Here is a 26,229-nt window from a genome sequence, read left to right as displayed (position 1 = left end):
TCGCTCACGAGGTCGTTCGGGCTGCCGCGAAGAGCGTACCGACCGGCCCCGTGCCGGGCGTTCGGAGTGCCTCATAAGCTGCTGTCCATGAGTGATCGCGCGGTGCTGCACGTGAAGGGGCGGGTGCTCGTCGGGCCCGACGACGTACGGGACGAGCTGTGGGTGGTGGGCGGGAAAGTGACGTACGACCGCCCCGTCGGCCCGGCGGCGGACGACGTCCGTACGGTCCAGGGCTGGGCGCTGCCCGGCCTGGTCGACGCGCACTGCCACGTCGGCCTGGACGCGCACGGGCCCGTCGACGCGGCCACCACCGAGAAGCAGGCCCTCACCGACCGCGAGATCGGCGCCCTCCTCCTCCGCGACGCGGGCTCACCCTCCGACACCCGCTGGATCGACGACCGCGAGGACCTCCCCAAGATCATCAGGGCGGGCCGCCACATCGCCCGCACCCGCCGCTACATCCGCAACTACGCCCACGAGATCGAGCCCGAGGACCTCGTGGCGTACGTCGCTCGGGAGGCGCGGCGCGGCGACGGCTGGGTCAAGCTCGTCGGCGACTGGATCGACCGCGAGGCCGGCGACCTGACGGCCTGCTGGCCCCGCGACGCCGTGGAGGCGGCGATCGCCGAGGCGCACCGGCTCGGCGCCCGCGTCACGGCCCACTGCTTCGCCGAGGACTCCCTGCGGGACCTCGTCGAGGCGGGCATCGACTGCATCGAGCACGCCACGGGCCTCACCGAGGAGACCATCCCGCTCTTCGCGGAGCGCGGCGTCGCGATCGTCCCGACGCTGGTCAACATCGCCACGTTCCCGCAGCTGGCCGCGGGCGGCGAGCAGAAGTTCCCCCGCTGGTCGGACCACATGCGCAGACTCCACGCGCGCCGCTACGACACCGTGCGCGCCGCGTACGACGCGGGCGTCCCGATCTACACCGGCACCGACGCGGGCGGCTCCCTCGCCCACGGTCTGGTGGCCGCGGAGGTCGCCGAGCTGACCCTCGCCGGGATCCCCGCGGTGGACGCGCTCTCGGCGACCACGTGGGGCGCGCGCGAGTGGCTCGGGCGCCCCGGTCTGTCCGAAGGCGCGCCGGCGGACCTCGTGGTGTACGAGGCGGATCCCCGGCAGGACGTACGGGTGCTCGGGGCGCCGCGGCGGGTGATCCTGAACGGGCACGTGGTGGGGTGAGGTCGCGGTCGCCGCGGTCGCCGTGGTGTGAGGCGGGTGTTTGAGGCCGGTGTTTGACGCGGGCGTGACGCTGGGGTGCGGCGGGTCGTTGGAACGGGCCCGTCGGCCGGCCGGGGGAGCTCGCGTCAACCGCCGTGCGCGGGGAGGGAGATGCGCGGGTGGTGCGGGAGACGCGTGTGCCTCAGGATTCGAAAGCAGGGGCGGAAAACTCCCTTTGGAGTGAACTCACGCCAGGTTGCTGACCGTTCACCCTGAGTGCGTAAAGATTCCCGCGTCGTCCTTCGTCGATGTCGGACGACGCCAGCGGCGCGCACGCGTTGTCCCCTCGGGGCCGCCGGAGCCGTTCCCGACGACTGTCCCTCGCGGCGGTCCTCGTGTTCGTCCGGTCGTCCGGTTGTGCCCGGTTGCCCGGTTGCCGGGTTGTCCTTTCCGGCCCCTTGTCCGCGTGCGCCGCCGGTGGCCCGTTTCTCTCGTGGGGGTTCCACCACCTTGAACAGCAACACCTTCCGCCTGCCCGCACGCCGCGTCTCCGTGGTCGCCGTCGCCACCGCGCTCGCCTTAGGGCCCGCGGTGTTCGCCGGCGCGGGCTCCGCGCACGCCACGGGCGGCGACGGCCACCGGGGCGGTCGGGCCGACGCCGTCGTCCTGCGCACCGGCCTGAACGTCTCCCTGCTCAACAAGACCGTGAACGTCCCGCTCAACGTCGCCCTCAACGAGGTGCAGGCCCCTGCCAGCGCGAGCAGGACCGCGCTCACCGCCCACCTCAACGGGGTCGACGGGGGCCGCCCCTTCAGCGTCCTGCGCGCCGACGTGGCCTCGGCGAAGGCGACCGTGCGCGGCGGCACGGCGAAGGGCTACAGCAACCTCGTGCGGGCCAGGGTGCATGTGCCGGGCCTGCCGCTGCTCTCCCTCATCGAGGTCGGTCAGGTGACGTCCGAGGCCGTGTGCGAGGCCGGGAAACGGCCCGTTGCCGAATCGAATCTGCTGGGCGGGGTGACGGTCCTCGGCAAGAAGGTCACGCTGACCGCCAAGGGAACGACCGAGGTGAAGGTGCCGGGCGTCGGCGAGGTGCGGCTCGACCTGTCGAAGACCCGCACGACGTCCCGTACGGCGGCGGCGTCCGCGCTGGAGCTCACGGTGTCCGTGAACCCGCTGAAGCTGAACGTCGCCGAGGTCACGGGCACGGTGAAGCTGGCCGGGGCCGGGTGTGAGGCGCCGGTGGCGCCGCCGAAGGACGGCGGCAAGCAGCCGCAGGGCGAGCCGGAACGCCCGGCGGACACGAAGCCGCAGCCGAAGCCGGGGGAGGCGGACCTCGCGGAAACGGGAGGCAGCTCCGCGACGCCGTACGTGGCGGGCGGAGCGCTGGCCCTGCTGACAGCAGGAACGGCGACCTTGGCTTTGACCCGCCGCCGCCGAAACCGGACCTGACAGGTCAGGCCGCGTCGGGGTTGGTCTGTGGGTCGGGACGTGGGGCGTGTGCGGTTGCGTGGTGGCTGGTGTCGCCTAGGCGGGTCTGTGGGTGCGGGGCCGCGGGGCGTGTGCGGCTTCGCTTGGGCTGGGGTCTGCGCCTTGGGTTCGGTGGTGGGTGCGGGGCCGCGGGGGTATGTGCGTACTCGCTATCCCTGCGTCACGCCGTGCGGACAAAGGCGGCACAGTGTGCTCGGTGCTCCGTGCGCACATACCCCCACGTCCCCTCCCGTCTCGCACGCGCCTGCGGCCCGGTGGGGGTGGCCTCCGGGCCGCTACTTCGGCCCGACGAGACGGGTGCGCCCCAGCCCCCCCGAGCCCGGCCCTACACCCCGGGGTAGACGCACCCCACCCGCCCCGCCTCCAGCCCCACGCCGCAGGGCAAGCGCACCGCCGCCCGCCCCTACCCCAACCCTGCGGCGCGGGGTAAACGGGTGGGTGGGTGGGAGGCATCCGCCGCGGAGCGGCGGGTCTGTTCGTGGCCGCACGGGGAGAGGGGGAAGCCACCCCCCCCCGGCCCCCCGCTCTAGCCCCGCAGGGACTCCGCGAAGGCCGTGAGGAAGCGGTCCGACGTGGCGCGGTCTCTGACGGCGAGGCGGATCCAGTCAGGCCCCAGGCCAGGAAATGTGTCGCCGCGCCGCACCGCGAACCCCCGCCCCCGCAACCGCTCCCGCACCCCGGCCGCCCCGGCCACCCGTACGAGTACGAAAGGGCCCTCCGCCGGCTCCACCGCGCGCACCCCGAAGGGGGAGAGTTCCGCGAGGCCCGCGAGCAGGTGGGCCCGGTCCGCGGCGACGCGGTGTGCCGCGTGGCCGGCCTCCGCGAGCGCGCGCGGGCCCACGCACGCCCGCGCCGCCTCCAGCGCCGGTGAGGAGACCGGCCAGAGCGGCTGGGCCTGCGCGAGGGCGGCGATCGTGTCGGGCGCGGCGAGGACGTAACCGATCCGCAGCCCCGCCAGGCCCCACGTCTTGGTGAGGCTGCGCAGCACCACGAGGCCGGGGACGTCCGTGCGGCCCGCCAGGGCCTCGCGCTCGCCCGGTACCGCGTCCATGAACGCCTCGTCCACCACCAGGATCCGCCCGGGGCGCGCCAGTTCGGCGAGGGACGCGGCGGGGTGCAGGACGGAGGTGGGGTTCGTGGGGTTGCCGACGACCACCAGGTCGGCCTCCTCCGGCACCGCGGCCGGATCCAGCCGGAAGCCGTCCTCCTCGCGCAGCAGGACGCGCCCGACCTCGTGCCCGGCGTCCCGCAGCGCCGCCTCCGGCTCCGTGAACTGCGGGTGCACGACGTAGGGGTGACGGATCTTCAGGGCGCGGGCGAGCAGGACGAAGGCCTCCGCCGCGCCGGAGGTGAGCAGCACCCGGTCGGGTGTCAGGCCGTGGTGCCCGGCGACCGCGGCGCGTGCCGCGCGCCCGTCGGGGTAGGCCGCGAGGCCGTCGAGGGAGGCGGCGATGATCTCCTTCAGCCAGGCCGGGGGAGTGTCGGCGCGCACGTTCACGGCCAGGTCGGTGAGGTCCGCGCCGTCGTCCCGTACCTCCGCGTCCCCGTGGTGGCGCAGGTCGGGGGGTGGAGTGGGGGCGGCCGTGCGCGGGCGGGCCGCCACCGCGCACGTCGCCATGGGCGGCCGGCCCACGGGCGCCGACTTCCGCTTGGGGACCAGGAGCCGGTCCGCGCCGCGCAGCGCCGCCGCCTCCGCCACCGAGGGCGTGCCCACTGCCGCCCGGGACCTCGCGGACGGGTTCGGCACCGTGACCCGGGCGAGTTCCCGCGCCGAGTACGTCACCAGCGGCACCCCGAGCCGCGCCGCCGCCCCGACGATCCCCGGCTCCTCGCCCTTCACGTCGACGGTCGCCAGCTCCGCCACGGCCTCCTCGGGGAATCCGGCGTCGCGCACCGTCGCGCGGACGAGCCCGAGCACCTCCTCCACCGGGGCGTCCTCACAGGCGCCGACGCCGACGACGAGCTCCTCGGCCGGGACGGTCCGTCCGGCACCGGTCATGGGGGGTCCTTCCGTATGAGGCGGGGGCTGGTGGATGTGCGGGGCGGGGGGTCAATCGGATAGCAAGGGCCCATGGCGGTGTTCGTGGCGCTCGGCGCCTTCCTCATGACCCTGGTGGGCGGGTGGACGGCCCAGCGGGTCACCGACCGGCGCCATCTCGTCCTCGGGCTCGCGGGCGGCCTGATGCTCGGTGTCGTCGGCCTCGACCTGCTGCCGGAGGCGCTGGACGCGGCGGGCGACCCGGTCTTCGGCGTACCGGCGGCCCTCCTCCTGTTCGTCGCCGGCTTCCTCGTCGCCCATCTGGTCGAACGCCTCCTCGCGGGCCGCCAGGCCGCGCACGGCGCCGACGAGCACGGGACCGGACGGGTCCCCGAGGTCGGGCTCACGGCGGCCGCCGCGATGGTGGGGCACAGCGTCATGGACGGCGTCGCGATCGGCGCCGCCTTCCAGGTCGGCGGCGGCATGGGCGTGGCCGTGGCGCTGGCCGTCGTCGCCCACGACTTCGCGGACGGCTTCAACACATACACGATCACCAGCCTGTACGGGAACGCCCGCCGCAAGGCCCTCGCGATGCTGTTCGCGGACGCGGCCGCGCCGGTGGTGGGCGCCGCGTCGACGCTGCTCTTCACCATTCCGGAGCAACTGCTCGGCAGCTATCTGGGCTTCTTCGGCGGCGCGCTGCTGTACCTCGCGGCGGCCGAGATCCTGCCCGAGGCGCACCACGACCACCCGGCCCGCTCGACCCTGCTGTGCACGGTGGCGGGCGCGGCGTTCATCTGGCTCGTGGTGGGCATCGCGGGCTGAGCCGCCGCACGCGGTCACCGCGCGCAGCCCTCGACGAAGCGGCGCGCGATCCCCGGCTGTGCCGCCCAGTGCGTGTGCAGGTAACTGGCGTGGACCTTCCCCTGGACGAAGCCCTCGACGCGCCGCTCGGGCGCGTGCAGGCCCCAGGCGGGGGCGGGCCCCGCGCCGGGCTCGATGACGGTGCGGTGGAACTCGTGCCCCCGCATCCGCGTGCCCGCGGCCGCGAGGACGCTGTCGGAGACGGCCACCGCCTCCCGGTAGCCGAGGGTGAGCCGCTCCGCCATCCGCGCCTTCGCGTCGAGCACCCCGCACATCGGCTGCCCGTCCAGCTCGCGCGCGAGGTACAGCAGGCCCGCGCACTCGGCGGCCACCGGCGCGCCGGAGAGGGCGAGTTCGACCACGGCCTTCCTGAGCCGTTCGTTGGCGGAGAGTTCGGGCGCGTACACCTCGGGGAAGCCGCCGCCGATGACCAACCCGGCCGTCCCGTCCGGGAGTTGCTCGTCGCGCAGCGGGTCGAACGGCACGACCTCCGCCCCGGCGGCGGTCAGCAGCTCCGCGTGCTCGGCGTAGGAGAAGGTGAACGCGGCCCCGCCGGCGACGGCGATGACGGCCCGTCCGGCCTCCGACGACGGACTCGGCGAAGCCGGTGCGGTGCCGAGTCCCGCCTCGAGCGTCCACGCCTCTCCCGGCAGGGCGGGCGCCGAGCGTGCCAGGGCGAGCAGGGCGTCCAGGTCGCACCCCTCCCGCACCTGCGCGGCCAGCGCCGCGACCGACGCCACCGCGTCCGGCTGCCGCTCGGCGACCGGCACCAGGCCCAAGTGCCGTGAGGGGGCGCTCACCTGGGGCGCGCGGCGCAGTACGCCGAGCACCGGCACCCCCGACTCGTCGAGCGCCTCCCGCAGCAGCGCCTCGTGCCGGTCCGAGCCGACCTTGTTGAGGATCACCCCGGCGATCCGCACCTCGGGGTCCCACGACGCGAAGCCGTGCACCAGCGCCGCCACCGAACGCGACTGCGACGACGCGTCGACGACCAGCACGACCGGTGCCCGCAGCAGCTTCGCCACGTGTGCCGTGGAGGCGAGTTCGCCCTGTCCCGCGGCGCCGTCGTACATCCCCATCACGCCCTCGACCACGGCGAGATCACACCCGGCGGAGCCGTGCGCGAAGAGCGGCGCGATCAGATCGGGCCCGCACAGGTACGCGTCGAGGTTGCGGCCGGGACGGCCGGTCGCCAGCGCGTGATAGCCGGGGTCGATGTAGTCCGGCCCCACCTTGTGCGGGGAGACGGCGAGCCCGGCCGCCGCGAACGCCGCCATCAGGCCCGTCGCGACGGTCGTCTTGCCGCTGCCCGAGGACGGCGCCGCGATGACGAGGCGAGCTACCACTCGATGCCCCTCTGGCCCTTCTGGCCCGCGTCCATCGGGTGCTTGACCTTCGACATGTCCGTGACGAGGTCCGCGAAGTCGATCAGCTTCTGCGGCGCGTTGCGGCCGGTGATGACCACGTGCTGGGTGCCGGGACGGTTCCGGAGGACCTCCACGACCTCGTCCGTGTCGATCCACCCCCAGTGCATCGGGTAGGCGAACTCGTCGAGGACGTACAGCTTGTACGTCTCCTCGGCGAGGTCGCGCTTGACCTGCTCCCAGCCCTCACGCGCCTTGTCCTCGTTGGTCAACTCGCCCTCGGCGGGGGCGCGCTGGATCCACGACCAGCCCTCGCCCATCTTGTGCCAGGCGACCGTGCCGCCCTCCCCGGAGGCGCCGAGGACCTTCAGCGCGTTCTCCTCGCCGACCTTCCACTTCGCCGACTTCACGAACTGGAACACCCCGATCGGCCAGCCCTGGTTCCAGGCCCGCAGCGCGAGCCCGAACGCGGCCGTCGACTTGCCCTTGCCGATGCCCGTGTGCACGAAGACGAGCGGACGGTTGCGGCGCTGACGCGTCGTGAGCCCGTCGTCCGGCACGACGCTCGGCTGTCCCTGCGGCATTAAGCGGCCCTCCTCGAAGGCGAGTTCATTGTCTGTACGTCCTTGACGAGGCCGGCGATGGAATCCGCCCGCAGCTCGTCGAGGGTCACGGCCGTCCCGCCGAGCTCGCCCGCGAGCCGGCCCGCGAGACCGAGGCGCACGAACCCCGACTCGCAGTCGACGACGACCGACGCGGTCCCCTCCGCCGCGAACAGCCGCGCGGCGCGGCCCGCCTGGGCCACCGGCTCCACCCCGCCGGTGGCACGCCCATCCGTCACCACGACCACCAGCGGCCGGCGCGCGGCATCCCGCAGCCGCTCGACCCGCAGGACGTCATGGGCCTTCAGCAGCCCCGCGGCCAGCGGCGTGCGGCCACCGGTCGGCAGCGACTCGAGCCGGGCCGCCGCCGCGTCCACCGACGACGTCGGCGGCAGCGCCACCTCGGCCGTGGTGCCGCGGAACGTCACGAGCCCCACCTTGTCGCGCCGCTGGTAGGCGTCGAGCAGGAGCGAGAGCACGGCGCCCTTGACGGCGCTCATCCGCTGCCGCGCCGCCATCGACCCGGAGGCGTCCACGACGAACAGCACGAGATTGCCCTCGCGCCCCTCCCGGGTGGCCTGCCGCAGATCGTCACGGCGTACGACGAGTCCCGCGCCGGAACGTCCGCGCGCCTTCTGGTGCGGGGCCGCCGCCTGCACCGTCGCCGCGAGGTGCAGCTTGGTGAGGGCCCCGCGGGGGCGCCGCGACCCCGTCGTACGGCCGTGCTCGGTCCGCGCCCGCGAGCGCCGCCCCGCCGCGCCCTCGCCGATCCCGGGCACGCTCAGCATCTTCGTGCGGAACGGCTCGGCGGCCCGTACCGCCTGCTGCTCGCCGGCGGCGCCGCCCGGCGCGGGGGCGGGCTCCTGCGGGGCGGCCGTCTCGTCGGGGTCCGGGCCCTGGTTCTGCGCGGGCAGGTCGGGCGCGGGGGAGTCGGGAGCGGGTGAGTCGGGGCCGTCGGCCGGGGGCTGTCCGCCGCCTCCACCGTCGGGGCCACCGTCAGGGCCGTCACCGTCGGGGTCGTCGCCGCCCTCCGGGGGCTCCGGCTCCTCCGCGGCCTCGTCCTGGCGTGCCTCCTCCAGCGTCTCGTCGAGCTTGTCCTCGTCCAGGCCCGGCGCGTCGAAGGGGTTGCGGCGCCTGCGGTGCGGCAGCGCGAGCAGCGCCGCCTGGCGCACGTCCTCGCTCTGCACGTCGGTGCGGCCCGCCCAGGCGGCGAGAGCCGTCGCCGTGCGCGCCATCACGATGTCCGCGCGCATGCCGTCGACCTCGAACGCGGCGCAGGTCGCCGCGATCTGCCGCAGCGCCGCGTCGCCCAGGGTCACCTGGGGCAGCAGCGCGCGGGCCGCCACGACGCGGTCGCGCAGGGCGGCCTCGTCCTCGGCGAAGCGCTTCGCGAAGGCCTCGGGGTCGTCGTCGTAGGCGAGCCGCCGCCGTACGACCTCCACGCGCTGGTCGGTCTCGCGCGAGGCGGCCACCTCGACGGTGAGCCCGAACCGGTCCAGCAACTGCGGCCGCAGCTCGCCCTCTTCGGGGTTCATCGTGCCGACGAGCAGGAAGCGCGCGGCGTGCCGCACGGACACGCCTTCGCGCTCCACGTACGAGGCGCCCATGGCGGCGGCGTCCAGGAGGAGGTCGACCAGGTGGTCGTGGAGAAGGTTGACCTCGTCGACGTAGAGGATGCCGCGGTGCGCGTCGGCGAGCAGGCCGGGCTCGAAGGCCTTGACGCCCTCCGCGAGGGCCCGCTCGATGTCCAGCGCACCCACGAGGCGGTCCTCGGATGCGCCGACCGGCAGCTCGACCATCCGAGCGGGCCGCGCGGTGGCCCCACCCGCCTCGTGCGGGCCGTCCGGGCAGTTCGGGTCGGCGGCCGCCGGGTCGCACGAGAAGCGGCAGCCCGCGACGACCGGCACCTCCGGCAGCAGCGTCGAGAGGGCGCGCACGGCGGTCGACTTGGCCGTGCCCTTCTCTCCCCGCACGAGCACACCGCCCACGGCGGGCGAGACGGCGTTCAGCAAGAGCGCGAGCCGCAGGTCGTCCTGGCCGACGAGGGCGGTGAACGGGTACGGGGTACTCACAGAGCCTCCTTGATGCGGTGGTGCGTGGCGGCGCTCACGACGGCGCTCCCGGCGCGATGAACGGCAGGCCCCCCGGCGCGCCGTTCTCGATCAGGCTCAACAGGCCGTCGGTGTCCGCGTGTTCTTCGATCAGGTCGCCGAGCAGGTCGAGCTGTTCCTCGCGCAGCGCCGCGAAGCTGGTGTCGGGCGCGGGCACGAAGCGGCGCCCGGCCGCGCGGGCGACCTCGGTGAGGAACCGGCGGCGGAACGCGTCGCTCTCCAGCGACCCGTGCCAGTGCGTGCCCCACACCTCGCCGACCCGGCAACCGTCCAGGAAGGGCTCCCCGCCCCGGACGTCGGCGACGCCGTGGTGGATCTCGTACCCCTCGACGTACGCGCCGAGAGCCTCGCCGACCGGCCGGGCGAGGGTCTTCTCGCGGGCGAACCGCACCCGCACCGGCAGCAGCCCGAGCCCGTCCACGGACCCGGCGCGCGACTCGACGTCGTCCTCGATGTGCTCGCCGAGAACCTGGAAGCCGCCGCAGATCCCGAGCACCGGCCGGCCCTCGGCGGCGCGGCGCGCGAGGGCGTCCGCGAGGCCGCGCTCGCGCAGCCACCGCAGTGCCTTCACCGTTCCCCGCGTACCCGGTACGACCACGAGGTCGGCGTCGACGAGTTCCTCGGCCCGGTCCACGAACCGCACGACGACGCCCGGCTCGGCGGCCAGCGCGTCCACGTCCGTGAAGTTGGACATCAGCGGCACCGCGCACACGGCGACCCGCAGCACGTCCTCGCCGACCGGCGGGGCCACCACGGACTCCCGCACGGCGCCCCGCAGGGAGACCCGCAGGCCGTCCTCTTCGTCGATGCCGAGCCCGTGCTGGAACGGCAGTACGCCGTACGTGCGCCGTCCGGTGAGGCCGAGCAGCATGTCGAGGCCGGGTTCGAGGAGCGAGACGTCACCCCGGAACTTGTTCACCAGATAGCCGGCGACCAGCTCCTGGTCGGCCGCGCTCAGCAGCGCCGTCGTGCCGAAGAACGACGCGAACACCCCGCCCCGGTCGATGTCCCCGACCACCAGGACGGGGAAGCGGGCGGCGCGCGCGATGCCCATGTTCACGATGTCGGTGCGCCGCAGGTTGATCTCGGCGGGACTGCCCGCCCCCTCACAGATCACGGCGTCATACGTGCCCCGGAGTTCCTCCAGGCATCCCACGACGGTGTCGAGCAACTGCGCCTGGCGGCCCCCGTGGTAGCCGCGGGCGCTCATCTCGCCCACCGGCTTGCCCATCAGGACGACCTGGCTCGAGCGGTCGCCGCCGGGCTTGAGCAGCACCGGGTTCATCAGGGCGCTCGGCTCGACGCGGGCGGCCTGCGCCTGCATGGCCTGGGCCCGCCCGATCTCCGCGCCCTCGCGGGTGACGAAGGAGTTGAGGGACATGTTCTGCGCCTTGAACGGCGCGACGGACACCCCCTTGCGGCTCAGCCACCGGCAGATGCCGGCGGTGACGACGCTCTTGCCCGCGTCCGAGGTGGTTCCCGCGACGAGCAGTCCACCGCTCATGAGTTTCTCCCTGACGTTGCCGACCGCGGTGGCCTTGCCGACCGCAGCGCCCAGCGGGTGGTCACCACGGCACCGAGGGCGAGCACGCCGACGCGACGGGACAGCGTGGCGGCCCGTTCGATGTCCGCCACCCGGACCTGGCGCCCCCGGGTGTTCAGCACGGGACGGTGCTCGACCCGGCCCGCATACGAGAGCGTCCCCCCGAGCCGTACGCCCAACGCGCCGGCGAAGGCGGCCTCGACGGGGCCCGCGTTCGGGCTCGGGTGGTGGCCGGCGTCCGCGCGCCAGGCCCGCAGGGCGCCGCGCGGCGAATCCCCGGCGAGCGCGGCGAGTCCCGCGGTCAGCCGTGCGCCGGGCCACCCGAAGACGTCGTCGAGCCGGGCGGAGGCCCACCCGTACCGCAGATACCTGGGCGACTTGTGCCCCACCATCGCGTCCAGCGTGTTGACGGCACGGAAGGCGACGAGCCCGGGGACCCCGCCCAGCGCACCCCAGACGAGCGCCCCGACCACGGCGTCGGAGGTGTTCTCGGCGACGGACTCCACGACCGCCCGCGCGATCCCGTCGGCGTCCAGCGCCTGCGGGTCCCGCCCGCACAGGTGCGGCAGCCGCTCCCGCGCCACCTCGATGTCCCCGGCCGCGAGCGCCCCGCCGATGGCCCGGGCCTCCCGGGTGAGCGAGGTGCCGCCGACGACGGCCCAGGTGGCGGCGGCGGTCAGCGCGACGGATCCGGTGCGTGAGCGGCGTACGGCGGTGGCGGCTAGGGCGGCGGCGCCGGCCGCGCCACCGGCGCAGACCACGGCGTGCAGCGCACCCCACCCGCGGTGGTCGCGCCACAGCAGCCGCTCGACGGCGCCCGCGGCACGGCCGAACGCGGCGACCGGATGGCCCCGGCGGGGATCGCCGAGCAGCAGGTCACCGAGGAGGCCGGCGGCGGCGCCGTACGCGAAGTCGCGATCGGCACTCATGGGCTCAGCCCGCCGCTGCGCTGAGGAGAGGACTCGTACTCAGGGGGGAGGGCGGCACCGGGCGGCCGGGCATGGCGATATGTCCTCACTCAGGGTGTCCGCGCCCTGGTTCGACGTGATCGGCGGCGAGAGTTCCTGGCTCGCGGGGAGTGGCTCCCCGGTGACAGTGGCGGGACCGCGCCGGATTCGCACCGGCTTCCTCTTCTGCCGCCGTGGTTGGCCCCGGCAGTCCACCACGCCTCGCGAAGGCCCGTCAACTCGCCGTTGACCTGCGGCGGGAGAGTGTGTTGGGGCCCACACGCACGAGTGGGGCGCGGAGCGTGTGACCGCTCCGCGCCCCACCCGGGAACGCCGCCGTCGGATGACGGCCGTGCCGTCAGGCGACGATCAGATAGATGCCGTACGCCACCGCCGCGGCGCACAGCGCGAAGCAGGCGTAGGCGCCGGTGCGGGCCAGGGCCGCGGAGCCACCGGTGGAGGCGGCCGCCGACTCCTGCTTGGAGAGGCCGACGATGCCGAGGGTGAACAGGCCCACCAGGGCCACGGTCACCGCGAGGCTGACTCCGAAGACGGAGCCGAGGGCTGCCCAGTCGATGCTCATGCTGGTCTGTCCTTACACGGTCGCGGGCCGGGCGGGGTCCGCCATGGCGCCGGTCGTGGTGGTGGTCGGGGCCGACAGGGTGGCCTTGACGGGCTCCTCCCGGAGAGAGGAGGCGGCCGGCGCGCCCGCGGGAGGCGGGGTGACGGCGGCGATCGCGGTGGTCACGACGCCCGCGGGCTCGGCGGCCGGGATGCCGTCGTGGCGGGTCTCGTCGTCCGTGACGTTGGTGTGGTCGACGGCGTTGCGGCGGGAGAGGAACCAGATCACGCCCGAGCCGGCGATGAGGAGCGCCGCGGTGGCCGTGATGCCCCAGGGGCCCTGCTTGGTGAGGAACTCGGCGCCCGCGCCGACCAGACCGGCCGCCGGCAGGGTCAGGCCCCACGCGACGAACATCCGGGTCGCGGTCGACCAGCGGACCACGCCGCCCTTGCGGCCGAGGCCCGCGCCCATCACGGCGCCCGAGCAGACCTGGGTGGTGGAGAGCGAGAAGCCGATGTGCGAGGAGGCGAGGATCGCCGTCGCGGCGCTGGTCTGGGCGGCGAAGCCCTGCTGCGGCGCGAGGTCGGTCAGGCCCTTGCCCATGGTGCGGATGATGCGCCAGCCGCCGAGGTAGGTGCCGAGCGCGATGGCGACACCGGCGGAGACGATGACCCACATCGGGGGGTTGGCGCCGGGGTTCAGGACGCCGCCCGTGATCAGGGCGAGCGTGATGATGCCCATGGTCTTCTGCGCGTCGTTCGTGCCGTGGGCCAGCGAGACGAGTCCCGCGGAGGCGATCTGGCCCGCCCGGTACCCCTTCGCGGTGGCCTTCTGGTCGGTCTTGCGGCCGATGCGGTACGTCAGGCGCGTCGCCAGCGTGGCGGCGACACCCGCGACGAGCGGGGCGGCGACGGCCGGGAGCAGCACCTTGGTGACGACGGTGCCGCCGTTGATCGACGACCAGCCCTGTGACATGACCGCGGCGCCGATGAGCCCGCCGAAGAGGGCGTGGGAGGAGCTGGAGGGGAGGCCCACCAGCCAGGTGAGGAGGTTCCAGAGGATCGCGCCGACGAGCGCGGCGAAGATGACCTCGGTCTTGAGGCCGTCCTCGTTGACAATGCCGCCGGAGATCGTCTTGGCGACTTCGACGGAGAGGAAGGCTCCGACGAGGTTGAGCACGGCGGACATGGCCACCGCCGTCTTGGGCTTGAGAGCGCCGGTCGAGATGGTCGTCGCCATCGCGTTGGCAGTGTCGTGGAAACCGTTCGTGAAATCGAACACGAGAGCGGTGACGATCACGATCCCGAGGAGAAGCGTGATGTGTTCCATTTACCCAGGCTTCTGTTGGACGTCAGTGGCATGTGGAACGTAGGCAATCCGGGTGAACGGAAAGTGAACTGGGCCGGGCGGTGCGGTGACCCGAAGTGGAGCGCGATCACTCCGTATGGCCCGGGCAGCCGAAGACGATCGTAAGGAGCGGGGCCCGGAGGCCCGCAAACTGGGCGGAGTGTCGGGTTCCGCCATCCGGCGGCCCCCGCCCGCGCCCGCCCCTCGGAACCGCCCCGCCGGCCCGTTGAAGAGATACTGATCACCCGGCAGGATCCCCGCATGACTCAGCAGCGGCAGCACACGGACGGCGGCACGGCGCGGGACGCGATCGCGCGCGCCTGGGACGAACTGGTCGATACGGCGCGCAGGACCGTCGCGGACGGCCTGGTCGTCGGCACCTCGGGCAACGTCTCGGTCCGGGTCGGCGACACCGTCCTGGTCACCCCGAGCGGCGTCCCGTACGACCGGCTGCGCCCCGAGGACGTGGTCGGCGTCGACCTCGAAGGCCGCCGGACCATCGGCGAGCTCTCACCCACCAGCGAACTCCCGATGCACCTCGCGATCTACCGCGAGACCGGCGCGACCGCCGTGGTCCACACCCACGCCGTGCACGCCACCGCCGTCTCCCTGCTGGTCCGCGAGCTCCCCGCGGTGCACTACATGACCGGCATACTCGGCGGCCCCGTCCGGGTCGCCCCGTACGCGCTGTACGGCACCGAGGAACTCGCGCGGAACATGCTCGGCGCCCTGCGCGACCGCACGGGCTGCCTCCTGCAGAACCACGGAACGGTCACCTACGGCCATAACCTCGCCCAGGCCTACGACCGCACCGCCCAACTGGAATGGATGTCCCGCCTCTGGCTCACCGCCGCCGCGGTGCCCGGCCACGCCCCGAACCTGCTCTCCCCGGCACAGCTGCGCGAAGCGGAGGACAAGCTCGGGGGGTACGGCCAGCCGGCCGGCTGAGGCCCGGCCGCTCCGCCACCCGAGTTCGCCGCGCACTTCACGGGTATGGCCCACTGGCCTCGGGAGCCTCATCCCCGGACACTGGGACGGTGCGCCCAGCCAAAGCGACGGCAGCGGCCGTCACCGCAGTCACAGCCGCCCTAGGGACCGCCGCGGCCGCCATCGCGGCCGGCCGGTTCGCCAGCGACGCCGCCCTCAGGGCGCCCGCGGGCAGACCCCTGCCCACCGAACCCCGCCTGACCGTGCACGCCACGGCGGCGGGGCAGGTGAGCCTGACCCGTTCCCTCGCCAGCCGCCGGCCGGGCACCTACGGCCTGAGCGGCAACGGCAGCCACGCGATCGTGGGCCCCGTCCTCGACTCCGCCCCGCACGAGGCCGACACGGTCGTACGCCGCCTCGAAGCCGTCACCCGCGGCTCCCTGGACCCCGGCGCCCGCGTCTGGCTCACCCCCCAGGTCCACGTCGGCGACCCGCGCACCGCGCTCGGCATCGAGTACGCGGACGTCGACATCCCCGGCGAACTCGGCACCCTGCCCGGCTGGTTCGTGCCCGGCGCCCGTGACACCTGGGTCATCACGGTGCACGGCCTGGGCACGACCCGCGAACACCCCATGGTCGTCATGGACTTCCTGCGCCGCCTGCGCGTCCCGGTCCTCGACCTCGCCTACCGCGGCGACCCGGACGCCCCCCGCTCCCCGGACGGCCTCGGCCACCTCGGCGAGACGGAGTGGCGCGACCTGGACGCCGCCCTGCGCCACGCCGTGCGCAACGGCGCCGAACGCGTCGTCCTGCACGGCTGGTCCACCGGCGCGGCCATGTGCCTGCACGCCGCCGCGCACTCCGCGCTGCGCGAGCGCATCAGCGGCCTCGTCCTCGACTCCCCGGTCCTCGACTGGGAGACCACCCTGCGCGCCCTCGCCGGCGCCCGCCGCACCCCCGGGCCGCTCCTTCCGCTTGCGGTCCGTGCCGCCCAGGGGCGCACCGGGCTGCGCGGCGACAGGACCATGGCGGCCGCGGGCCCCGACGCACTGCGGGTCCCCACCCTGATCGTGCACGGCCCCGACGACGCCGTCGCCCCCTGGCGCCTCTCCCGCCAACTGGTCGCCCGCCGCCCCGACCTGGTCACCCTGCACCCCGTCCCTGACGCGCCGCACGGCGCCATGTGGAACGCCGACCCGAAGGGCTACGAAGAGGTGCTGCGCCGCTTCCTCACCCCCCTGCTCTGACCGTCCGCACCCCGGCCCGTACGCCCCGCGCATCCCCGGCGCGCGGCGGACGGAGGGCTTCCGTCCCCATTCCGTTTGGGTTTTCGGACCGTCAACAGGAAGACTGCTCCCGTGACGTCCCGTACCCCGCGCGACTCCAGGCTCCGACTTGTCCGCGCGCCCCATCAGAGGGCCCAAGAGCGAGGAGAGGCCCGGCGCGACCCAGCACGACCGCTCTCCGCCGCCCCCGGCGCGATGAGCGACCGCCGTACGCGCCGTCCCGCGCCCCGGCCGCCCGAGGGCACCCCCGCCCCCGCGGAACTGGCCGCGGCCGCCCGCGCCGGTCTGGCCGCCGCCGCCCGGGTCGCCCGCTGGGCCGACGACGCCCTGCGCCCGGGCCCCGGCCGCACCGCAGGGACCCCCGACGGCAAGGGCACGCTCTCCGACGCCACCGCCGAACGGGCCGCCGCCGAGCTGGGCCTGACCCCCGCTCAGGTCCGCGCCGACTGGGACACCGCGCGCCTCGCGGGCCTCATCGAGGTGCACGGCGACGTCGCGCGCCCCGGCTGGCGGCTGCGCGCCTGGGACCGTGACGACACCGCCGTACTGCGCGGCTGGGTCGCCCTATTCGACGCCTGGTCGCTGGCTCACCCGGCGCCGGACGAGCTCGCCCCCGCGGCCGTCGCCGAGGTCGTCGAGGCCATGCCGCAGGTCCTCTCCCTCCTGCAGCTCTCGGCGGGCCCCGTGCCCGTGCCGCAACTGCTCGACCTCCTGGACCAGCGCGTCACCGAACTGCGCACCGAGCGCTGCGAGATCCCCTACGGCCCTCAGCCGGAGCCGGCCGCCCCCGCCCCGCAGGACGCCCCGCTCCCCGCCCTCCTCGACTGGGCCCTGCACGGCCTCGCCGCGGTCGGCGCCCTGACCTGCGCCGACGGCCAGGCCACGCTCACCCCGCTCGGCAGCTGGGCGGTCTGGGTCAAGCTGGAGCAGATCTGCGTCGCCGCGCAGAGCCCCGCGGGACACATCGAGCAGTCCGCGGAGGAGATGCTGCGCGGCTGCGCCCGCCTGCGCCCCAACGCGGCCCGCGCCGAATACCGCGCCTGGCTCGCCGCCCGCACCGTCTCCGGAGCCGTCACCGAACTCCTCACCGTCGCCCGCGGCGAGGACGCCCTCCTGCGCGGCCTGGCCTTCGAGGCCCTGCGCGTGGTCGGCGCGCCGGCCGAGGCCGAGGTCAGGGCCGTCGTCGACGAGGCCTCACTGCGGCCCTACGCGCTGCTCTGGCTCGCCGAGCAGGAGGGCGCCGACCCCGAGGACGTCCACCTCGTGCTGACCCGCGAGGAGTCCACCTGGCTGTGGATCGACACCGCGGCGGCCGTCGCGGACCACGGCGAGGCCCAACTCCTCGTCCGCCACCTGGAGTCGGCGGTCCAGCCCACCGTGCCCGCCCTCCTCGACGAGGTGCGCCGCGCCGGGCACCCCCGCACCGTCCAGGTCCTGGTCGCGCTCGCCGCCGCCCACCCCGACCCGGCGCTCGCCAAGGCCGTGCGCCGCGCCGCCTTCCAGGTGCACACCGGCGGGGAGTGAGCCCCGGGCCCCTCAGGTGCGGATGCCGGGGGCGTACGTGCCGAAACTCCACACGTTGCCCTCGGCGTCCCGCGCCATGTAGTCCCGCGAGCCGTACTCCTGGTCGGTCGGGGGCATCAGGATCTCCGCGCCGTGCTCCTCGGCCCGCTGGTGGTGGGCGTCGACGTCGTCCACCACGATGTACACCCCGCACGGGCCCGCGTCCTTCATCGCACGGGCGTAGGCGCCGCCCGCGCTCTTGGAGCCGAGCATCACCGCGCCGTTGCCCTGGGCCAGTTCGGCGTGTACGACGGTGCCGTCCTCGGCCTCGTACACACTCACCTCGGTGAAGCCGAACGCCTCCGTCAGCTGCCGGATCGCCGCCTTGGCGTCCGCGTACAGCAGGGTGGGGAAGATGCTCGGCCGTCCGCCGCCGTCGCCTGCCATGCCGATCACTCCGTTCAGATCCGTGCCGTGGAGTGTGATGCGGACCACACTGCCCCCAGTTTCGCACCGGGCACCGACAACGCCCCGTCCGCCCCGGTGCGCGCGGCCCGGCGCGCGGTCAGCGGAAGGTGTCGCACTGCCCCATGTCACCGGTGCGATAGCCCTGGTAGAACCAGTGCCGGCGCTGCTCGGCCGAACCGTGCGTCCAGGACTCGGGGGTGACCCGGCCCTGGAACTTCTCCTGGATCCGGTCGTCGCCCACCGCAGCCGCCGCGTCCAGACCGTCCCGGATGTCGTTCTCGTCGAGGCTGCTGATCAGCGGCCTGCCCGTGCGCGCGTCCGGGCTGCGGGTCGCGTGCCGCGCCCAGACCCCGGCGTAGCAGTCGGCCTGCAGCTCGACCTTCACGGAGTTGCTGTCGCGGCCCGTGCGCCCGTCCTGGGAGCGTTGCAGGGTCCCCACCAGGTCCTGCACGTGGTGCCCGTACTCGTGGGCCACGACGTACGCCTGCGCGAAGGGGCCGCCCGTGGAGCCGAACTTGCTCCGCAGCTCGTCGAAGAAGCCCAGGTCCAGATAGACCTTCTTGTCGCCGGGGCAGTAGAAGGGGCCGACCGCCGACGTGGCGGTGCCGCACGCGGTGCCCACCCGGCCGGTGAACAGCACGGTCCGCGCGGGGGAGTAGGTGCCACGGCGGCGCTGGAACTCCGGGCGCCAGAAGTCCTGGACGCTGTTGACCACCGCCACGACGCGGCAGTCCTCCTTGGTGTTCGCGTCCTGTCCGGTACGGCAGCTCTGCTGCACCTGGGCGAGGGACGAGGAGGTGACCGCGGGCTCGTCGTTGCCGGAGGAGAGCCCCAGCTGGTCGGGGCCGACCCCGAAGAGGAGCCCGAGGACCAGCGCGATCAGACCGGCGATGCCGCCGCCCACGGTGGCCCGGCCGCCGGGGATCCGGCTGCCGCGCACGTCCTGCACCTGTGAGGTGTCCAGATCGGCGTCGTCGTCGAACTGCATTGGGCGCACCCCTCTGCCGCGGGTCCGGGACGGCGCACACCGTCCCGCGCCGGGCTACCGGCCACCCTCATCCTGGTACGACCCGCGCCGCCGGGCGCCGGACGGAGGTCCGAACGGGGGACGCGGCACGCCCGCCGCCGTGTCGCCCCGCCGCACGGCGACCGTCCCCGACCCCCGCCGCTACGCTCTGCGCCTGATCCGTGGGCAGTGGGTACCAGAGGGGGGCGTCATGTCCGTTCTGCCGCTCGACCCGGCCGGCCCGCAGTGCGGGGCGCCCGGTCCGCGCCCCTGGGCGCCCGCGCTCACCCGCCGCGGCACCCGCCTCGCGCTGCCGGTGGCCCTCGCCCTGCTCGCCCTGCCCCTCATCACCGCGGCCCACCACTCACGGCCCGCCCCCTACGGAGACCACCTCGTCGTCCACACGCGTGTGGCGGGATCCGCGGCCACCGCCGAGCCGCGGGTGCGCGCGGCGGGCCGGGCCGTCGCGGCGTACGACACCACGAGCGGCGGGCTGCGGTGGTCGTACACGCGTGAGGGCCGCCGCCCTGTCACGCTCCTCTCCGCCCCCGGGCACGCCCTCGCGCTCTGGAGCGACGGCATGGTCACCGACACCGCCCGGGCCGACGGCAGCTCCGTGCGCTGGCACCGGGCCGTCCCCGAGAGCGCCGCCTGGCTGCGCACCCCGGCCGCGCGCGGCGGCGCCGGCGTCCTGCAGCCGCTCACCCCGGACGCCCGGATGCTGGCCGTCGTCACCCCGCACCGCATCACCGCCTACCGCACTGCCGACGGCGACCTGCGCTGGGTGCTGCCCGCCCACCGGGGCTGCGCCTTCGAGCCGGCCCGGTCCGTGCGCCGCGCCGGGGCCCTCCTCGTCGCCCAGCCGTGCACCGGCGCAGGAGCGTCATGGACCGCGCAGGTCATCGCGGTCGACGACTACGGAAGAATCGTTCCGGGGCGCACCCCGCTGGGCAACGGGGACGCGGGGCCGGGCGCCGACGGCGGCGGCCGACCAGAAAATTAGTTGCGACGGCCCGTTAGACTGGCTGCCATGGCAGCTCCTCTTCTCAGTTGGACGGCGTAGACACCGGCCCCGAGCAACCAGTCGTCCTTCTCGCCGTCCACCCTGTTCAGGAGTACCCCCCGTGATCACCGCTTCCGGCATCGAGCTGCGCGCCGGCGCCCGCATCCTCATCGAGAACGCCTCCTTCCGCATCGCGAAGGGCGACCGCATCGGCCTGGTCGGCCGCAATGGAGCGGGCAAGACCACGCTCACCAAGTGCCTGGCCGGTGAGGGCATCCCCGCCGGCGGCACGATCTCCCGCTCCGGAGAGGTCGGTTACCTCCCGCAGGACCCCCGCACCGGCGACCTCGACGTGCTCGCCCGCGACCGCATCCTCTCCGCGCGCGGGCTCGACACCCTGATCCGCAAGATGCGCGAGAACGAACAGCGCATCGCGAACGGCTCGGGCGCCACCCGCGAGAAGGCCCTGAAGCAGTACGAGCGCCAGGAGACGGAGTTCCTCACCAAGGGCGGGTACGCCGCCGAGGCCGAGGCCGCCACCATCGCCGCCGCGCTCAACCTCCCCGACCGCGTGCTCGGCCAGCCCCTGCACACGCTCTCCGGCGGTCAGCGCCGCCGCATCGAGCTGGCCCGCATCCTCTTCTCGGACGCCGACACGCTCCTGCTCGACGAGCCGACGAACCACCTCGACGCGGACTCCATCGTCTGGCTGCGCGACTACCTGAAGACCTACCGCGGCGGCTTCATCGTGATCTCCCACGACGTCGACCTCGTCGAGACGGTCGTCAACAAGGTCTTCTACCTGGACGCCAACCGCTCCGCGATCGACGTCTACAACATGGGCTGGAAGCTCTACCAGCAGCAGCGCGAGTCCGACGAGAAGCGCCGCAAGCGCGAGCGGCAGAACGCCGAGAAGAAGGCCGCGGCCCTGCACTCGCAGGCCGACAAGATGCGCGCCAAGGCCACCAAGACCGTCGCCGCGCAGAACATGGCGCGCCGCGCCGACAAGCTCCTGTCGGGCCTCGAGGAGGTGCGCCAGAGCGACAAGGTCGCCAAGCTGCGCTTCCCCGAGCCCGCGCCGTGCGGCAGGACGCCGCTCATGGCCGAGGGCCTGTCGAAGTCGTACGGCTCGCTGGAGATCTTCACCGACGTCGACCTGGCCATCGACAAGGGCTCGCGCGTGGTCATCCTCGGCCTCAACGGCGCGGGCAAGACCACCCTGCTGCGTCTTCTCGGCGGCGCCGAGAAGCCCGACACCGGGCAGGTCATCGAGGGCCACGGCCTCAAGCTCGGGTACTACGCGCAGGAGCACGAGACCCTGGACCCCGAGCGGACGGTCCTGGAGAACATGCGCTCGGCCGCCCCCGACCTCGACCTCGTCGAGGTGCGCAAGACGCTCGGCTCGTTCCTCTTCTCCGGGGACGACGTCGACAAGCCCGCGGGCGTGCTCTCCGGCGGCGAGAAGACCCGGCTCGCCCTCGCGACCCTCGTCGTCTCCTCCGCCAACGTCCTCCTGCTCGACGAGCCCACCAACAACCTCGACCCGGCCAGCCGCGAGGAGATCCTCGGCGCGCTGCGCACCTACAAGGGCGCGGTCGTCCTCGTCACGCACGACGAGGGCGCGGTGGAGGCCCTCCAGCCGGAGCGGATCATCCTGCTGCCGGACGGTGTCGAGGACCTGTGGGGCCAGGACTACGCGGACCTGGTCGCGCTCGCCTGACCCGCCGGCCCTCGGCCGGGCGTCCACCGCGCTTGATCGAATGACTGATCCACTGCGTATGGATCATTCGGCCGATCCGTGATCCCTCATCTGTGTGAGCTGTCCTCGTACCGAGGTGTGTCATACACGGATTCCGGCGCCGACCTGCGAAGAGGCGCGGCTCTCCTCGTCGCACGTCCCTGACCTGCCCGTTCGTCGCGGCCTCTGGCCGGCGAGGCGAAATCCAGCGAGCGGAATCGTTAATTCCGGTCGTGTCCGATGCCCGTCAGGAGCCGAACCCGGCCGGATGGACCTTGTCGAATGGGTGGCCAGGAAGCCCGGGAGGGGTGATCATGAGAAGTCCAGAGCGCACTTCCCATGAGGAGGCACGGGTGGCCGAGACTCTGAAGAAGGGCAGCCGGGTGACCGGCGCCGCGCGCGACAAGCTCGCGGCAGACCTGAAGAAAAAGTACGACGGTGGAGCGAGCATCCGGGCACTGGCCGAGGAGACCGGCCGCAGCTACGGATTCGTGCACCGGATGCTCAGCGAATCCGGCGTCACGCTGCGGGGACGCGGCGGGGCGACGCGAGGCAAGAAGGCCGCCGCCGGCTGACGGCTGCGGCACGCTGTTCGGTGGTCCGATGGTGACCGCCCGGTCGGTTCTTCCCCGGAGCCCTTAACGGGACCTGGGGGTACCCCCTATCGACCGGGTGGTTACTGTGCAGTCACTTACGGGCGCTCCCCTGCGTCCGGCCCGACCGCACCCATCGGAGGCACCTCATGGCTTCGTCCGACAGCGAGCTCGCACCGGTTCTCGACAAGGACGGCGTACGCCTCACCATCGACGAGGCCGTCGCCACGGTGACACTGACCAATCCGGCCAAGCGCAACGCCCAATCTCCCGCGCTGTGGAGGGCGTTGACGGAGGCAGGTCAGCTGTTGCCCGGCAGCGTCCGTGTCGTGGTGCTGCGCGGCGAGGGCAAGTCCTTCTCCGCCGGCCTTGACCGGCAGGCGTTCACGCCCGAGGGCTTCGACGGCGAGCCGTCCTTCATCGATCTCGCGCGCGGTGAGGACGGTGTCCTGGACGCCACCATCGCCGAGTACCAGGCGGCGTTCACCTGGTGGCGCCGGAGCGACATCGTGTCCATCGCCGCCGTCCAGGGCCATGCCATCGGCGCCGGCTTCCAGCTCGCGCTCGCCTGCGACCTGCGGATCGCGGCGGACGACGTGCAGTTCGCCATGCGCGAGACCAGCCTGGGCCTCGTCCCCGACCTCACCGGCACCCACCCGCTGGTGGGCCTCGTCGGCTATGCCCGCGCGCTGGAGATCTGCGCCACCGGCCGCTTCGTCCACGCGGACGAGGCCGAGCGGGTTGGCCTCGCCAACCTCGTCGTACCCGCGGACCAGCTCGACGCCGCCGCCAAGGACCTGGCCGCCGCGCTCATCGCCGCGCCCCGGGACGCCGTCATCGAGACCAAGGCGCTGCTGCAGGGTGCCGCGGGCCGTTCCTACGAGGAGCAGCGGGTCGCCGAGCGCGCGGCACAGGGCCGCCGACTGCGCGACCTCGCGGGCCTCGGCGACTAGACGCCCACGACCGGACGCCCGTGCCAGCCCGCCCCGGCGGCGGGCGTTCCGGACGGCAGGCCCTGGGGCGTGTCCGCGAAGTCGCGTCGTGCGCGCGTGGGCGTACTCGGGCGGGCCCGACAACGCGGCGAGCGCGCGTGCCAGGCGTCGCGGGCCGGACGGGACTTCGCGGAGACGCCCTAGCCCAGTTCCGTGATGAGCACGGCCACCGAAGGGCGGTCGGGCAGGGCGGCGCCGACCGCCGCGCGGACCGCGAGCGCCACGTCCAGCGGACGGTGCCCGCGGTCCGTCGCGAGCTCCACGCGCGCGTGGCGGCGCGAAAGCCGGTCCTGGGCAGGGCGCTCCTCCAGATGTACGGCCCGGCCGAGCACCCCGGTCAGCCGGGCCACGCCCGGCACCGAAAGGGCGGCCCGCTCCACGCGCGCCGCGTCGTCGTCGCCGTCCGCGACGCCCGCCGGCCGCTCCGCGGGCGCGGCCGGCTCCCCGTCACCCGCCGGACCGGCGCCGCCCCGGCCCTCACCCACGCCCTCGCCCACGCCCTCGTCGAGCAGACCCGTCACCTTCAGGTCCACCCCCTCGGCCGCGAGACCGAGCCGGTGCGCCCCGGCGGTAAGCGCCGCGCGCAGCCGGTCCGCCGCCTCGGGCAGCGGTTCGGTGGCCACGGCCGCGAACTCCGCGGAGATCCGCAGCGGCCCCGGCGGCAGGGCGCTCGGGGGCGCCGGTACCGCCGCCTCGTACGTACGGCCCGGATCGGCCGACGCGACGCGCAGCGTGCCGAGGCGCACGCCGTCGACCTTCTCAGCCATCTGGCGCAACGCGCCGTCCACCGCGGATTCCGTCACCCATGTGCCGTCTCCGGCGCCGCCCAGCGGCAGCACCCGGCCGAGCCCTAGCTGTCGGCGTACCGCCTGGGTCCAACCCTCGCCCGTCATGGCTCCACCCTGCCGCATCCCGGGCGCGCGGGCGCGGGGCCGCGCTTAATGTGGGCACAGAAGCAGCCTCATCGAAGCAGCCTCAGAAGCAGCTTCATTCGACGGAGCAGATCCCCTGTCGAAAGGAACGGGACGGCGATGACCGAGACCGGACAGCGGAAGGCGTCTCAGACGCTGGAGAAGGACTCCCGGGACGAGAGCGTGGCACGGACCGCGCCGGGACGGGGCGGCGGTGACCCCGGCAGCCGGGGCCGCACCACCATCGCGGACGGCGTCGTCGAGAAGATCGCCGGACTCGCCGCCCGCGACGTCGAGGGCGTGCACGCCATGGGCGGCGGCCTCGCGCGGACCTTCGGGGCCGTGCGCGACCGGGTCCCCGGCGGCTCGAAGTCGGTGTCGCGCGGGGTGAAGGCCGAGGTCGGCGAGGTACAGACCGCGCTCGACCTGGAGATCGTCGTCGAGTACGGCGTCTCCATCGCGGACGTCGCACAGGACGTACGGGAGAACGTGATCACGGCCGTCGAGCGCATGACCGGGCTCGAGGTCGTCGAGGTCAACATCGCCGTGAGCGACGTGAAACTGCCCGACGAGGACGACGACGAGCCCCAGGGACGCCTCCAGTAGGACGTACCGCTAAGGAGCGCACGATGAGTATGGCCGTGATCGGCATGGTGGCCGGAATGGCTCTCGGCTTCGCCGGATACTTCGGCGGATTCGGGGCGTTCCTGCTGGTGGCCGCCTTGGGCGCCATCGGTTTCGTGGCCGGCAGGTTCCTCGAGGGGGACCTGGAACCCGGCGACTTCTTCCGCGGCCGCGGCGACCGGCGGCGGTGAGCGGTGGCGGCACAGGTCACGCCGAAGGAGCGCGGCGCGACCCGCATCGCCGACCGGGTCGTCGCCAAGATCGCCGCGCAGGCGGCCCGCGAGGCGGTGGACGCGGTCCCGCCCGACGGCCCGCCGCCGCGCGCCACGGTCTCCGTCCGCCATGACGAGGCCCGCATCCGCGTCAGCCTCGAACTGGACTATCCGTGCGACATCGGCGGCCAGTGCGGCGCGGTGCGTCGCCATGTCGCCCAGCGGGTAAAGGCGTTGGCGGGGATGGACGTGCCCGAGGTGGCCGTCCAGGTGGAGCGGCTGCACTCGGCGCGCGTCCGCGCCGCGGCACAGGGGAGGACACGATGAGCGAACCCCAGGGGGGTGGCGGCACCCGGCCGCTGCCGGTCATCGAGGCCGGGAGCGAGCTCGACCAGTCGGCCTCCGCCTCCGCCTACCAGCCGCTGCCCACCCTCGCCGGCGAGGACGGCAGGGCCCGCCGGTTCTGGTCGGCCCGCCGGGTGCCCGCGGCCGTCCTCTCCCTGCTGCTCCTCGGCGCGGCCGGGCTGTTCCTGTACGACGTGGTCGCCGTCAGGGCCGACCACCCGGCGATGCGCTGGCGGCGCGAACTGGCCCACCAGCTCGCCGAGCGGCCCCTGGACGACACCGCCGTGCTCGCCGGCGCCGCGGTGGCCGCCCTCGCCGGGCTCTGGCTCATCGTGCTCGCGGCGACGCCCGGGCAGCGCGCCCTCCTTCCGATGCGGCGCACCCACTCCGACGTGCGGGCGGGCCTGCACCGCGGCGCGGCGGCGATGGTGCTGCGCGACCGGGCCATGGACGTGCCGGGCGTGCAGTCCGTACGGGTCCGCATGTCGCGCTCCAAGGTGGACGTGCGCGCCGTATCGCACTTCCGTGAACTCGACGACGTACGCGGTGATCTGGACGCCACCCTGGCCGACGGCATCCGCGACCTGGGCCTCGCGCGCGCTCCCGGCCTCTCGGTCCGGGTGGCCCGGCCCGGCAGGAAGGGGTGAGCGC

Annotated in this window: 25 protein-coding genes and 1 riboswitch; of the genes, 14 read left to right on the top strand and 11 right to left on the bottom strand. The window is 74.2% G+C overall.

Annotation, left to right across the window (positions count from 1 at the left end):
- Window positions 1–87 precede the first annotated feature (87 nt).
- Together ACZ7DY_RS30940 and ACZ7DY_RS30935 are read left to right on the top strand one after the other, a co-directional pair.
- Window positions 88–1,185: an amidohydrolase family protein gene (locus ACZ7DY_RS30940; protein ID WP_471141124.1), complete on the top strand. Its 1,098-nt coding sequence runs from the start codon at window positions 88–90 to the stop codon at window positions 1,183–1,185.
- Between the two features lie 489 nt (window positions 1,186–1,674).
- Window positions 1,675–2,613 carry an SCO1860 family LAETG-anchored protein gene (locus ACZ7DY_RS30935; RefSeq protein ID WP_471141121.1) on the top strand — a complete coding sequence of 313 codons (939 nt, stop codon included), beginning with the start codon at window positions 1,675–1,677 and terminating at the stop codon, window positions 2,611–2,613.
- Window positions 2,614–3,178: 565 nt separating this feature from the next.
- Here the strand turns inward: ACZ7DY_RS30935 and cobC are convergent.
- Window positions 3,179–4,651: an Rv2231c family pyridoxal phosphate-dependent protein CobC gene (gene cobC, locus ACZ7DY_RS30930; RefSeq protein WP_471141118.1), complete on the bottom strand. Its 1,473-nt coding sequence runs from the start codon at window positions 4,649–4,651 to the stop codon at window positions 3,179–3,181.
- Window positions 4,652–4,723: 72 nt separating this feature from the next.
- On the opposite strand from cobC, the gene ACZ7DY_RS30925 reads away from it, so the two are divergent.
- The gene (locus ACZ7DY_RS30925) at window positions 4,724–5,455 is read left to right on the top strand and encodes a ZIP family metal transporter (RefSeq protein ID WP_471141116.1); all 732 of its coding nucleotides are present in this window, start codon (window positions 4,724–4,726) and stop codon (window positions 5,453–5,455) included.
- A gap of 14 nt (window positions 5,456–5,469) precedes the next feature.
- On the opposite strand, the gene ACZ7DY_RS30920 is transcribed toward ACZ7DY_RS30925, so the two are convergent.
- The 7 genes from ACZ7DY_RS30920 to ACZ7DY_RS30890 all read right to left on the bottom strand — a co-directional run bounded on the left by ACZ7DY_RS30920 (window position 5,470) and on the right by ACZ7DY_RS30890 (window position 13,952).
- A complete protein-coding gene (locus tag ACZ7DY_RS30920) occupies window positions 5,470–6,840 on the bottom strand; it encodes a cobyrinate a,c-diamide synthase (RefSeq protein WP_471141113.1) in 1,371 nt (456 codons plus the stop codon).
- On the bottom strand, window positions 6,834–7,442 hold the full coding sequence (gene cobO, locus ACZ7DY_RS30915; RefSeq protein WP_362335638.1) for a cob(I)yrinic acid a,c-diamide adenosyltransferase: 609 nt from the start codon (window positions 7,440–7,442) through the stop codon (window positions 6,834–6,836). Before cobO ends, ACZ7DY_RS30920 begins: the two co-directional genes overlap by 7 nt.
- Window positions 7,442–9,532, bottom strand: coding sequence for a putative cobaltochelatase (locus ACZ7DY_RS30910; protein ID WP_471141110.1), 2,091 nt, complete (start codon window positions 9,530–9,532; stop codon window positions 7,442–7,444). The genes cobO and ACZ7DY_RS30910 overlap by 1 nt, the downstream gene beginning before the upstream one ends.
- A gap of 34 nt (window positions 9,533–9,566) precedes the next feature.
- Window positions 9,567–11,075 carry a cobyric acid synthase gene (locus ACZ7DY_RS30905; protein ID WP_471141107.1) on the bottom strand — a complete coding sequence of 503 codons (1,509 nt, stop codon included), beginning with the start codon at window positions 11,073–11,075 and terminating at the stop codon, window positions 9,567–9,569.
- Complete coding sequence (locus ACZ7DY_RS30900; RefSeq protein ID WP_471141105.1) at window positions 11,072–12,043, bottom strand: cobalamin biosynthesis protein; 972 nt, start codon at window positions 12,041–12,043, stop codon at window positions 11,072–11,074. Before ACZ7DY_RS30900 ends, ACZ7DY_RS30905 begins: the two co-directional genes overlap by 4 nt.
- 109 nt (window positions 12,044–12,152) lie before the next feature.
- Window positions 12,153–12,294: riboswitch (cobalamin riboswitch) on the bottom strand.
- Window positions 12,295–12,419: 125 nt separating this feature from the next.
- Window positions 12,420–12,644 (bottom strand): hypothetical protein, encoded by a 225-nt coding sequence (locus tag ACZ7DY_RS30895; protein ID WP_471141102.1) that lies wholly within the window; start codon window positions 12,642–12,644, stop codon window positions 12,420–12,422.
- A 12-nt stretch (window positions 12,645–12,656) separates the two neighbouring features.
- Window positions 12,657–13,952, bottom strand: a complete 1,296-nt coding sequence (locus ACZ7DY_RS30890) for an inorganic phosphate transporter (protein WP_471141099.1) — start codon at window positions 13,950–13,952, stop codon at window positions 12,657–12,659.
- A 279-nt stretch (window positions 13,953–14,231) separates the two neighbouring features.
- On the opposite strand from ACZ7DY_RS30890, the gene ACZ7DY_RS30885 reads away from it, so the two are divergent.
- The 3 genes from ACZ7DY_RS30885 (at window position 14,232) to ACZ7DY_RS30875 (ending at window position 17,707) form a co-directional block, all read left to right on the top strand.
- The gene (locus ACZ7DY_RS30885; protein ID WP_471141096.1) at window positions 14,232–14,918 is read left to right on the top strand and encodes a class II aldolase/adducin family protein; all 687 of its coding nucleotides are present in this window, start codon (window positions 14,232–14,234) and stop codon (window positions 14,916–14,918) included.
- Window positions 14,919–15,007: 89 nt separating this feature from the next.
- Complete coding sequence (locus ACZ7DY_RS30880; protein ID WP_471141093.1) at window positions 15,008–16,144, top strand: alpha/beta hydrolase family protein; 1,137 nt, start codon at window positions 15,008–15,010, stop codon at window positions 16,142–16,144.
- A 111-nt stretch (window positions 16,145–16,255) separates the two neighbouring features.
- Complete coding sequence (locus ACZ7DY_RS30875) at window positions 16,256–17,707, top strand: hypothetical protein (protein WP_471141090.1); 1,452 nt, start codon at window positions 16,256–16,258, stop codon at window positions 17,705–17,707.
- Window positions 17,708–17,719: 12 nt separating this feature from the next.
- Here ACZ7DY_RS30875 and ACZ7DY_RS30870 read toward each other — a convergent pair whose 3' ends face one another.
- Together ACZ7DY_RS30870 and ypfJ are read right to left on the bottom strand one after the other, a co-directional pair.
- Complete coding sequence (locus ACZ7DY_RS30870; protein WP_471141088.1) at window positions 17,720–18,133, bottom strand: VOC family protein; 414 nt, start codon at window positions 18,131–18,133, stop codon at window positions 17,720–17,722.
- 118 nt (window positions 18,134–18,251) lie between these two features.
- Window positions 18,252–19,142: a KPN_02809 family neutral zinc metallopeptidase gene (gene ypfJ / locus ACZ7DY_RS30865; protein ID WP_471141085.1), complete on the bottom strand. Its 891-nt coding sequence runs from the start codon at window positions 19,140–19,142 to the stop codon at window positions 18,252–18,254.
- Window positions 19,143–19,371: 229 nt separating this feature from the next.
- Between ypfJ and ACZ7DY_RS30860 the strand changes: the two genes are divergently transcribed.
- The 4 genes from ACZ7DY_RS30860 (at window position 19,372) to ACZ7DY_RS30845 (ending at window position 23,447) form a co-directional block, all read left to right on the top strand.
- Window positions 19,372–20,163, top strand: a complete 792-nt coding sequence (locus tag ACZ7DY_RS30860; protein ID WP_471141083.1) for a PQQ-binding-like beta-propeller repeat protein — start codon at window positions 19,372–19,374, stop codon at window positions 20,161–20,163.
- Window positions 20,164–20,284: 121 nt separating this feature from the next.
- Entirely contained in the window at window positions 20,285–21,883 is a 1,599-nt protein-coding gene (locus ACZ7DY_RS30855) for an ABC-F family ATP-binding cassette domain-containing protein (protein ID WP_471141080.1), read from the top strand.
- 371 nt (window positions 21,884–22,254) lie between these two features.
- On the top strand, window positions 22,255–22,476 hold the full coding sequence (locus tag ACZ7DY_RS30850; RefSeq protein ID WP_055550175.1) for a helix-turn-helix domain-containing protein: 222 nt from the start codon (window positions 22,255–22,257) through the stop codon (window positions 22,474–22,476).
- 167 nt (window positions 22,477–22,643) lie between these two features.
- Window positions 22,644–23,447, top strand: a complete 804-nt coding sequence (locus ACZ7DY_RS30845) for an enoyl-CoA hydratase/isomerase family protein (RefSeq protein WP_471141077.1) — start codon at window positions 22,644–22,646, stop codon at window positions 23,445–23,447.
- Between the two features lie 179 nt (window positions 23,448–23,626).
- Here the strand turns inward: ACZ7DY_RS30845 and ACZ7DY_RS30840 are convergent, their stop codons facing one another.
- On the bottom strand, window positions 23,627–24,379 hold the full coding sequence (locus ACZ7DY_RS30840) for a nucleopolyhedrovirus P10 family protein (protein ID WP_471141075.1): 753 nt from the start codon (window positions 24,377–24,379) through the stop codon (window positions 23,627–23,629).
- A gap of 138 nt (window positions 24,380–24,517) precedes the next feature.
- On the opposite strand from ACZ7DY_RS30840, the gene ACZ7DY_RS30835 reads away from it, so the two are divergent.
- From ACZ7DY_RS30835 to ACZ7DY_RS30820, 4 genes are read left to right on the top strand one after another with little or no spacing between them, the layout of a single operon-like run.
- Entirely contained in the window at window positions 24,518–25,003 is a 486-nt protein-coding gene (locus ACZ7DY_RS30835; protein WP_471141072.1) for an Asp23/Gls24 family envelope stress response protein, read from the top strand.
- A 23-nt stretch (window positions 25,004–25,026) separates the two neighbouring features.
- Window positions 25,027–25,212, top strand: a complete 186-nt coding sequence (locus tag ACZ7DY_RS30830) for a hypothetical protein (protein ID WP_355818703.1) — start codon at window positions 25,027–25,029, stop codon at window positions 25,210–25,212.
- 3 nt (window positions 25,213–25,215) lie between these two features.
- Window positions 25,216–25,560: an Asp23/Gls24 family envelope stress response protein gene (locus ACZ7DY_RS30825; protein ID WP_471141070.1), complete on the top strand. Its 345-nt coding sequence runs from the start codon at window positions 25,216–25,218 to the stop codon at window positions 25,558–25,560.
- Entirely contained in the window at window positions 25,557–26,225 is a 669-nt protein-coding gene (locus ACZ7DY_RS30820; RefSeq protein ID WP_471141067.1) for a DUF6286 domain-containing protein, read from the top strand. The genes ACZ7DY_RS30825 and ACZ7DY_RS30820 overlap by 4 nt, the downstream gene beginning before the upstream one ends.
- The last annotated feature ends 4 nt before the right edge of the window (window positions 26,226–26,229 follow it).

The sequence above is a fragment of the Streptomyces sp. NPDC037013 genome (assembly GCF_055607265.1).
This window is presented reverse-complemented; position numbering and strand designations above follow the sequence as displayed.

Excerpts from the sequence above, each read along its gene's own strand:
- ACZ7DY_RS30940 (WP_471141124.1), top strand. The coding sequence starts at position 88 with ATGAGTGATCGCGCGGTGCTGCACGTGAAGGGGCGGGTGCTCGTCGGG.
- cobC (WP_471141118.1), bottom strand. The coding sequence starts at position 4,651 with ATGACCGGTGCCGGACGGACCGTCCCGGCCGAGGAGCTCGTCGTCGGC.
- ACZ7DY_RS30925 (WP_471141116.1), top strand. The coding sequence starts at position 4,724 with ATGGCGGTGTTCGTGGCGCTCGGCGCCTTCCTCATGACCCTGGTGGGC.
- cobO (WP_362335638.1), bottom strand. The coding sequence starts at position 7,442 with ATGCCGCAGGGACAGCCGAGCGTCGTGCCGGACGACGGGCTCACGACG.
- ACZ7DY_RS30905 (WP_471141107.1), bottom strand. The coding sequence starts at position 11,075 with ATGAGCGGTGGACTGCTCGTCGCGGGAACCACCTCGGACGCGGGCAAG.
- ACZ7DY_RS30900 (WP_471141105.1), bottom strand. The coding sequence starts at position 12,043 with ATGAGTGCCGATCGCGACTTCGCGTACGGCGCCGCCGCCGGCCTCCTC.
- ACZ7DY_RS30895 (WP_471141102.1), bottom strand. The coding sequence starts at position 12,644 with ATGAGCATCGACTGGGCAGCCCTCGGCTCCGTCTTCGGAGTCAGCCTC.
- ACZ7DY_RS30890 (WP_471141099.1), bottom strand. The coding sequence starts at position 13,952 with ATGGAACACATCACGCTTCTCCTCGGGATCGTGATCGTCACCGCTCTC.
- ACZ7DY_RS30885 (WP_471141096.1), top strand. The coding sequence starts at position 14,232 with ATGACTCAGCAGCGGCAGCACACGGACGGCGGCACGGCGCGGGACGCG.
- ACZ7DY_RS30870 (WP_471141088.1), bottom strand. The coding sequence starts at position 18,133 with ATGGCAGGCGACGGCGGCGGACGGCCGAGCATCTTCCCCACCCTGCTG.
- ypfJ (WP_471141085.1), bottom strand. The coding sequence starts at position 19,142 with ATGCAGTTCGACGACGACGCCGATCTGGACACCTCACAGGTGCAGGAC.
- ACZ7DY_RS30860 (WP_471141083.1), top strand. The coding sequence starts at position 19,372 with ATGTCCGTTCTGCCGCTCGACCCGGCCGGCCCGCAGTGCGGGGCGCCC.
- ACZ7DY_RS30845 (WP_471141077.1), top strand. The coding sequence starts at position 22,644 with ATGGCTTCGTCCGACAGCGAGCTCGCACCGGTTCTCGACAAGGACGGC.
- ACZ7DY_RS30840 (WP_471141075.1), bottom strand. The coding sequence starts at position 24,379 with ATGACGGGCGAGGGTTGGACCCAGGCGGTACGCCGACAGCTAGGGCTC.
- ACZ7DY_RS30835 (WP_471141072.1), top strand. The coding sequence starts at position 24,518 with ATGACCGAGACCGGACAGCGGAAGGCGTCTCAGACGCTGGAGAAGGAC.
- ACZ7DY_RS30830 (WP_355818703.1), top strand. The coding sequence starts at position 25,027 with ATGAGTATGGCCGTGATCGGCATGGTGGCCGGAATGGCTCTCGGCTTC.
- ACZ7DY_RS30820 (WP_471141067.1), top strand. The coding sequence starts at position 25,557 with ATGAGCGAACCCCAGGGGGGTGGCGGCACCCGGCCGCTGCCGGTCATC.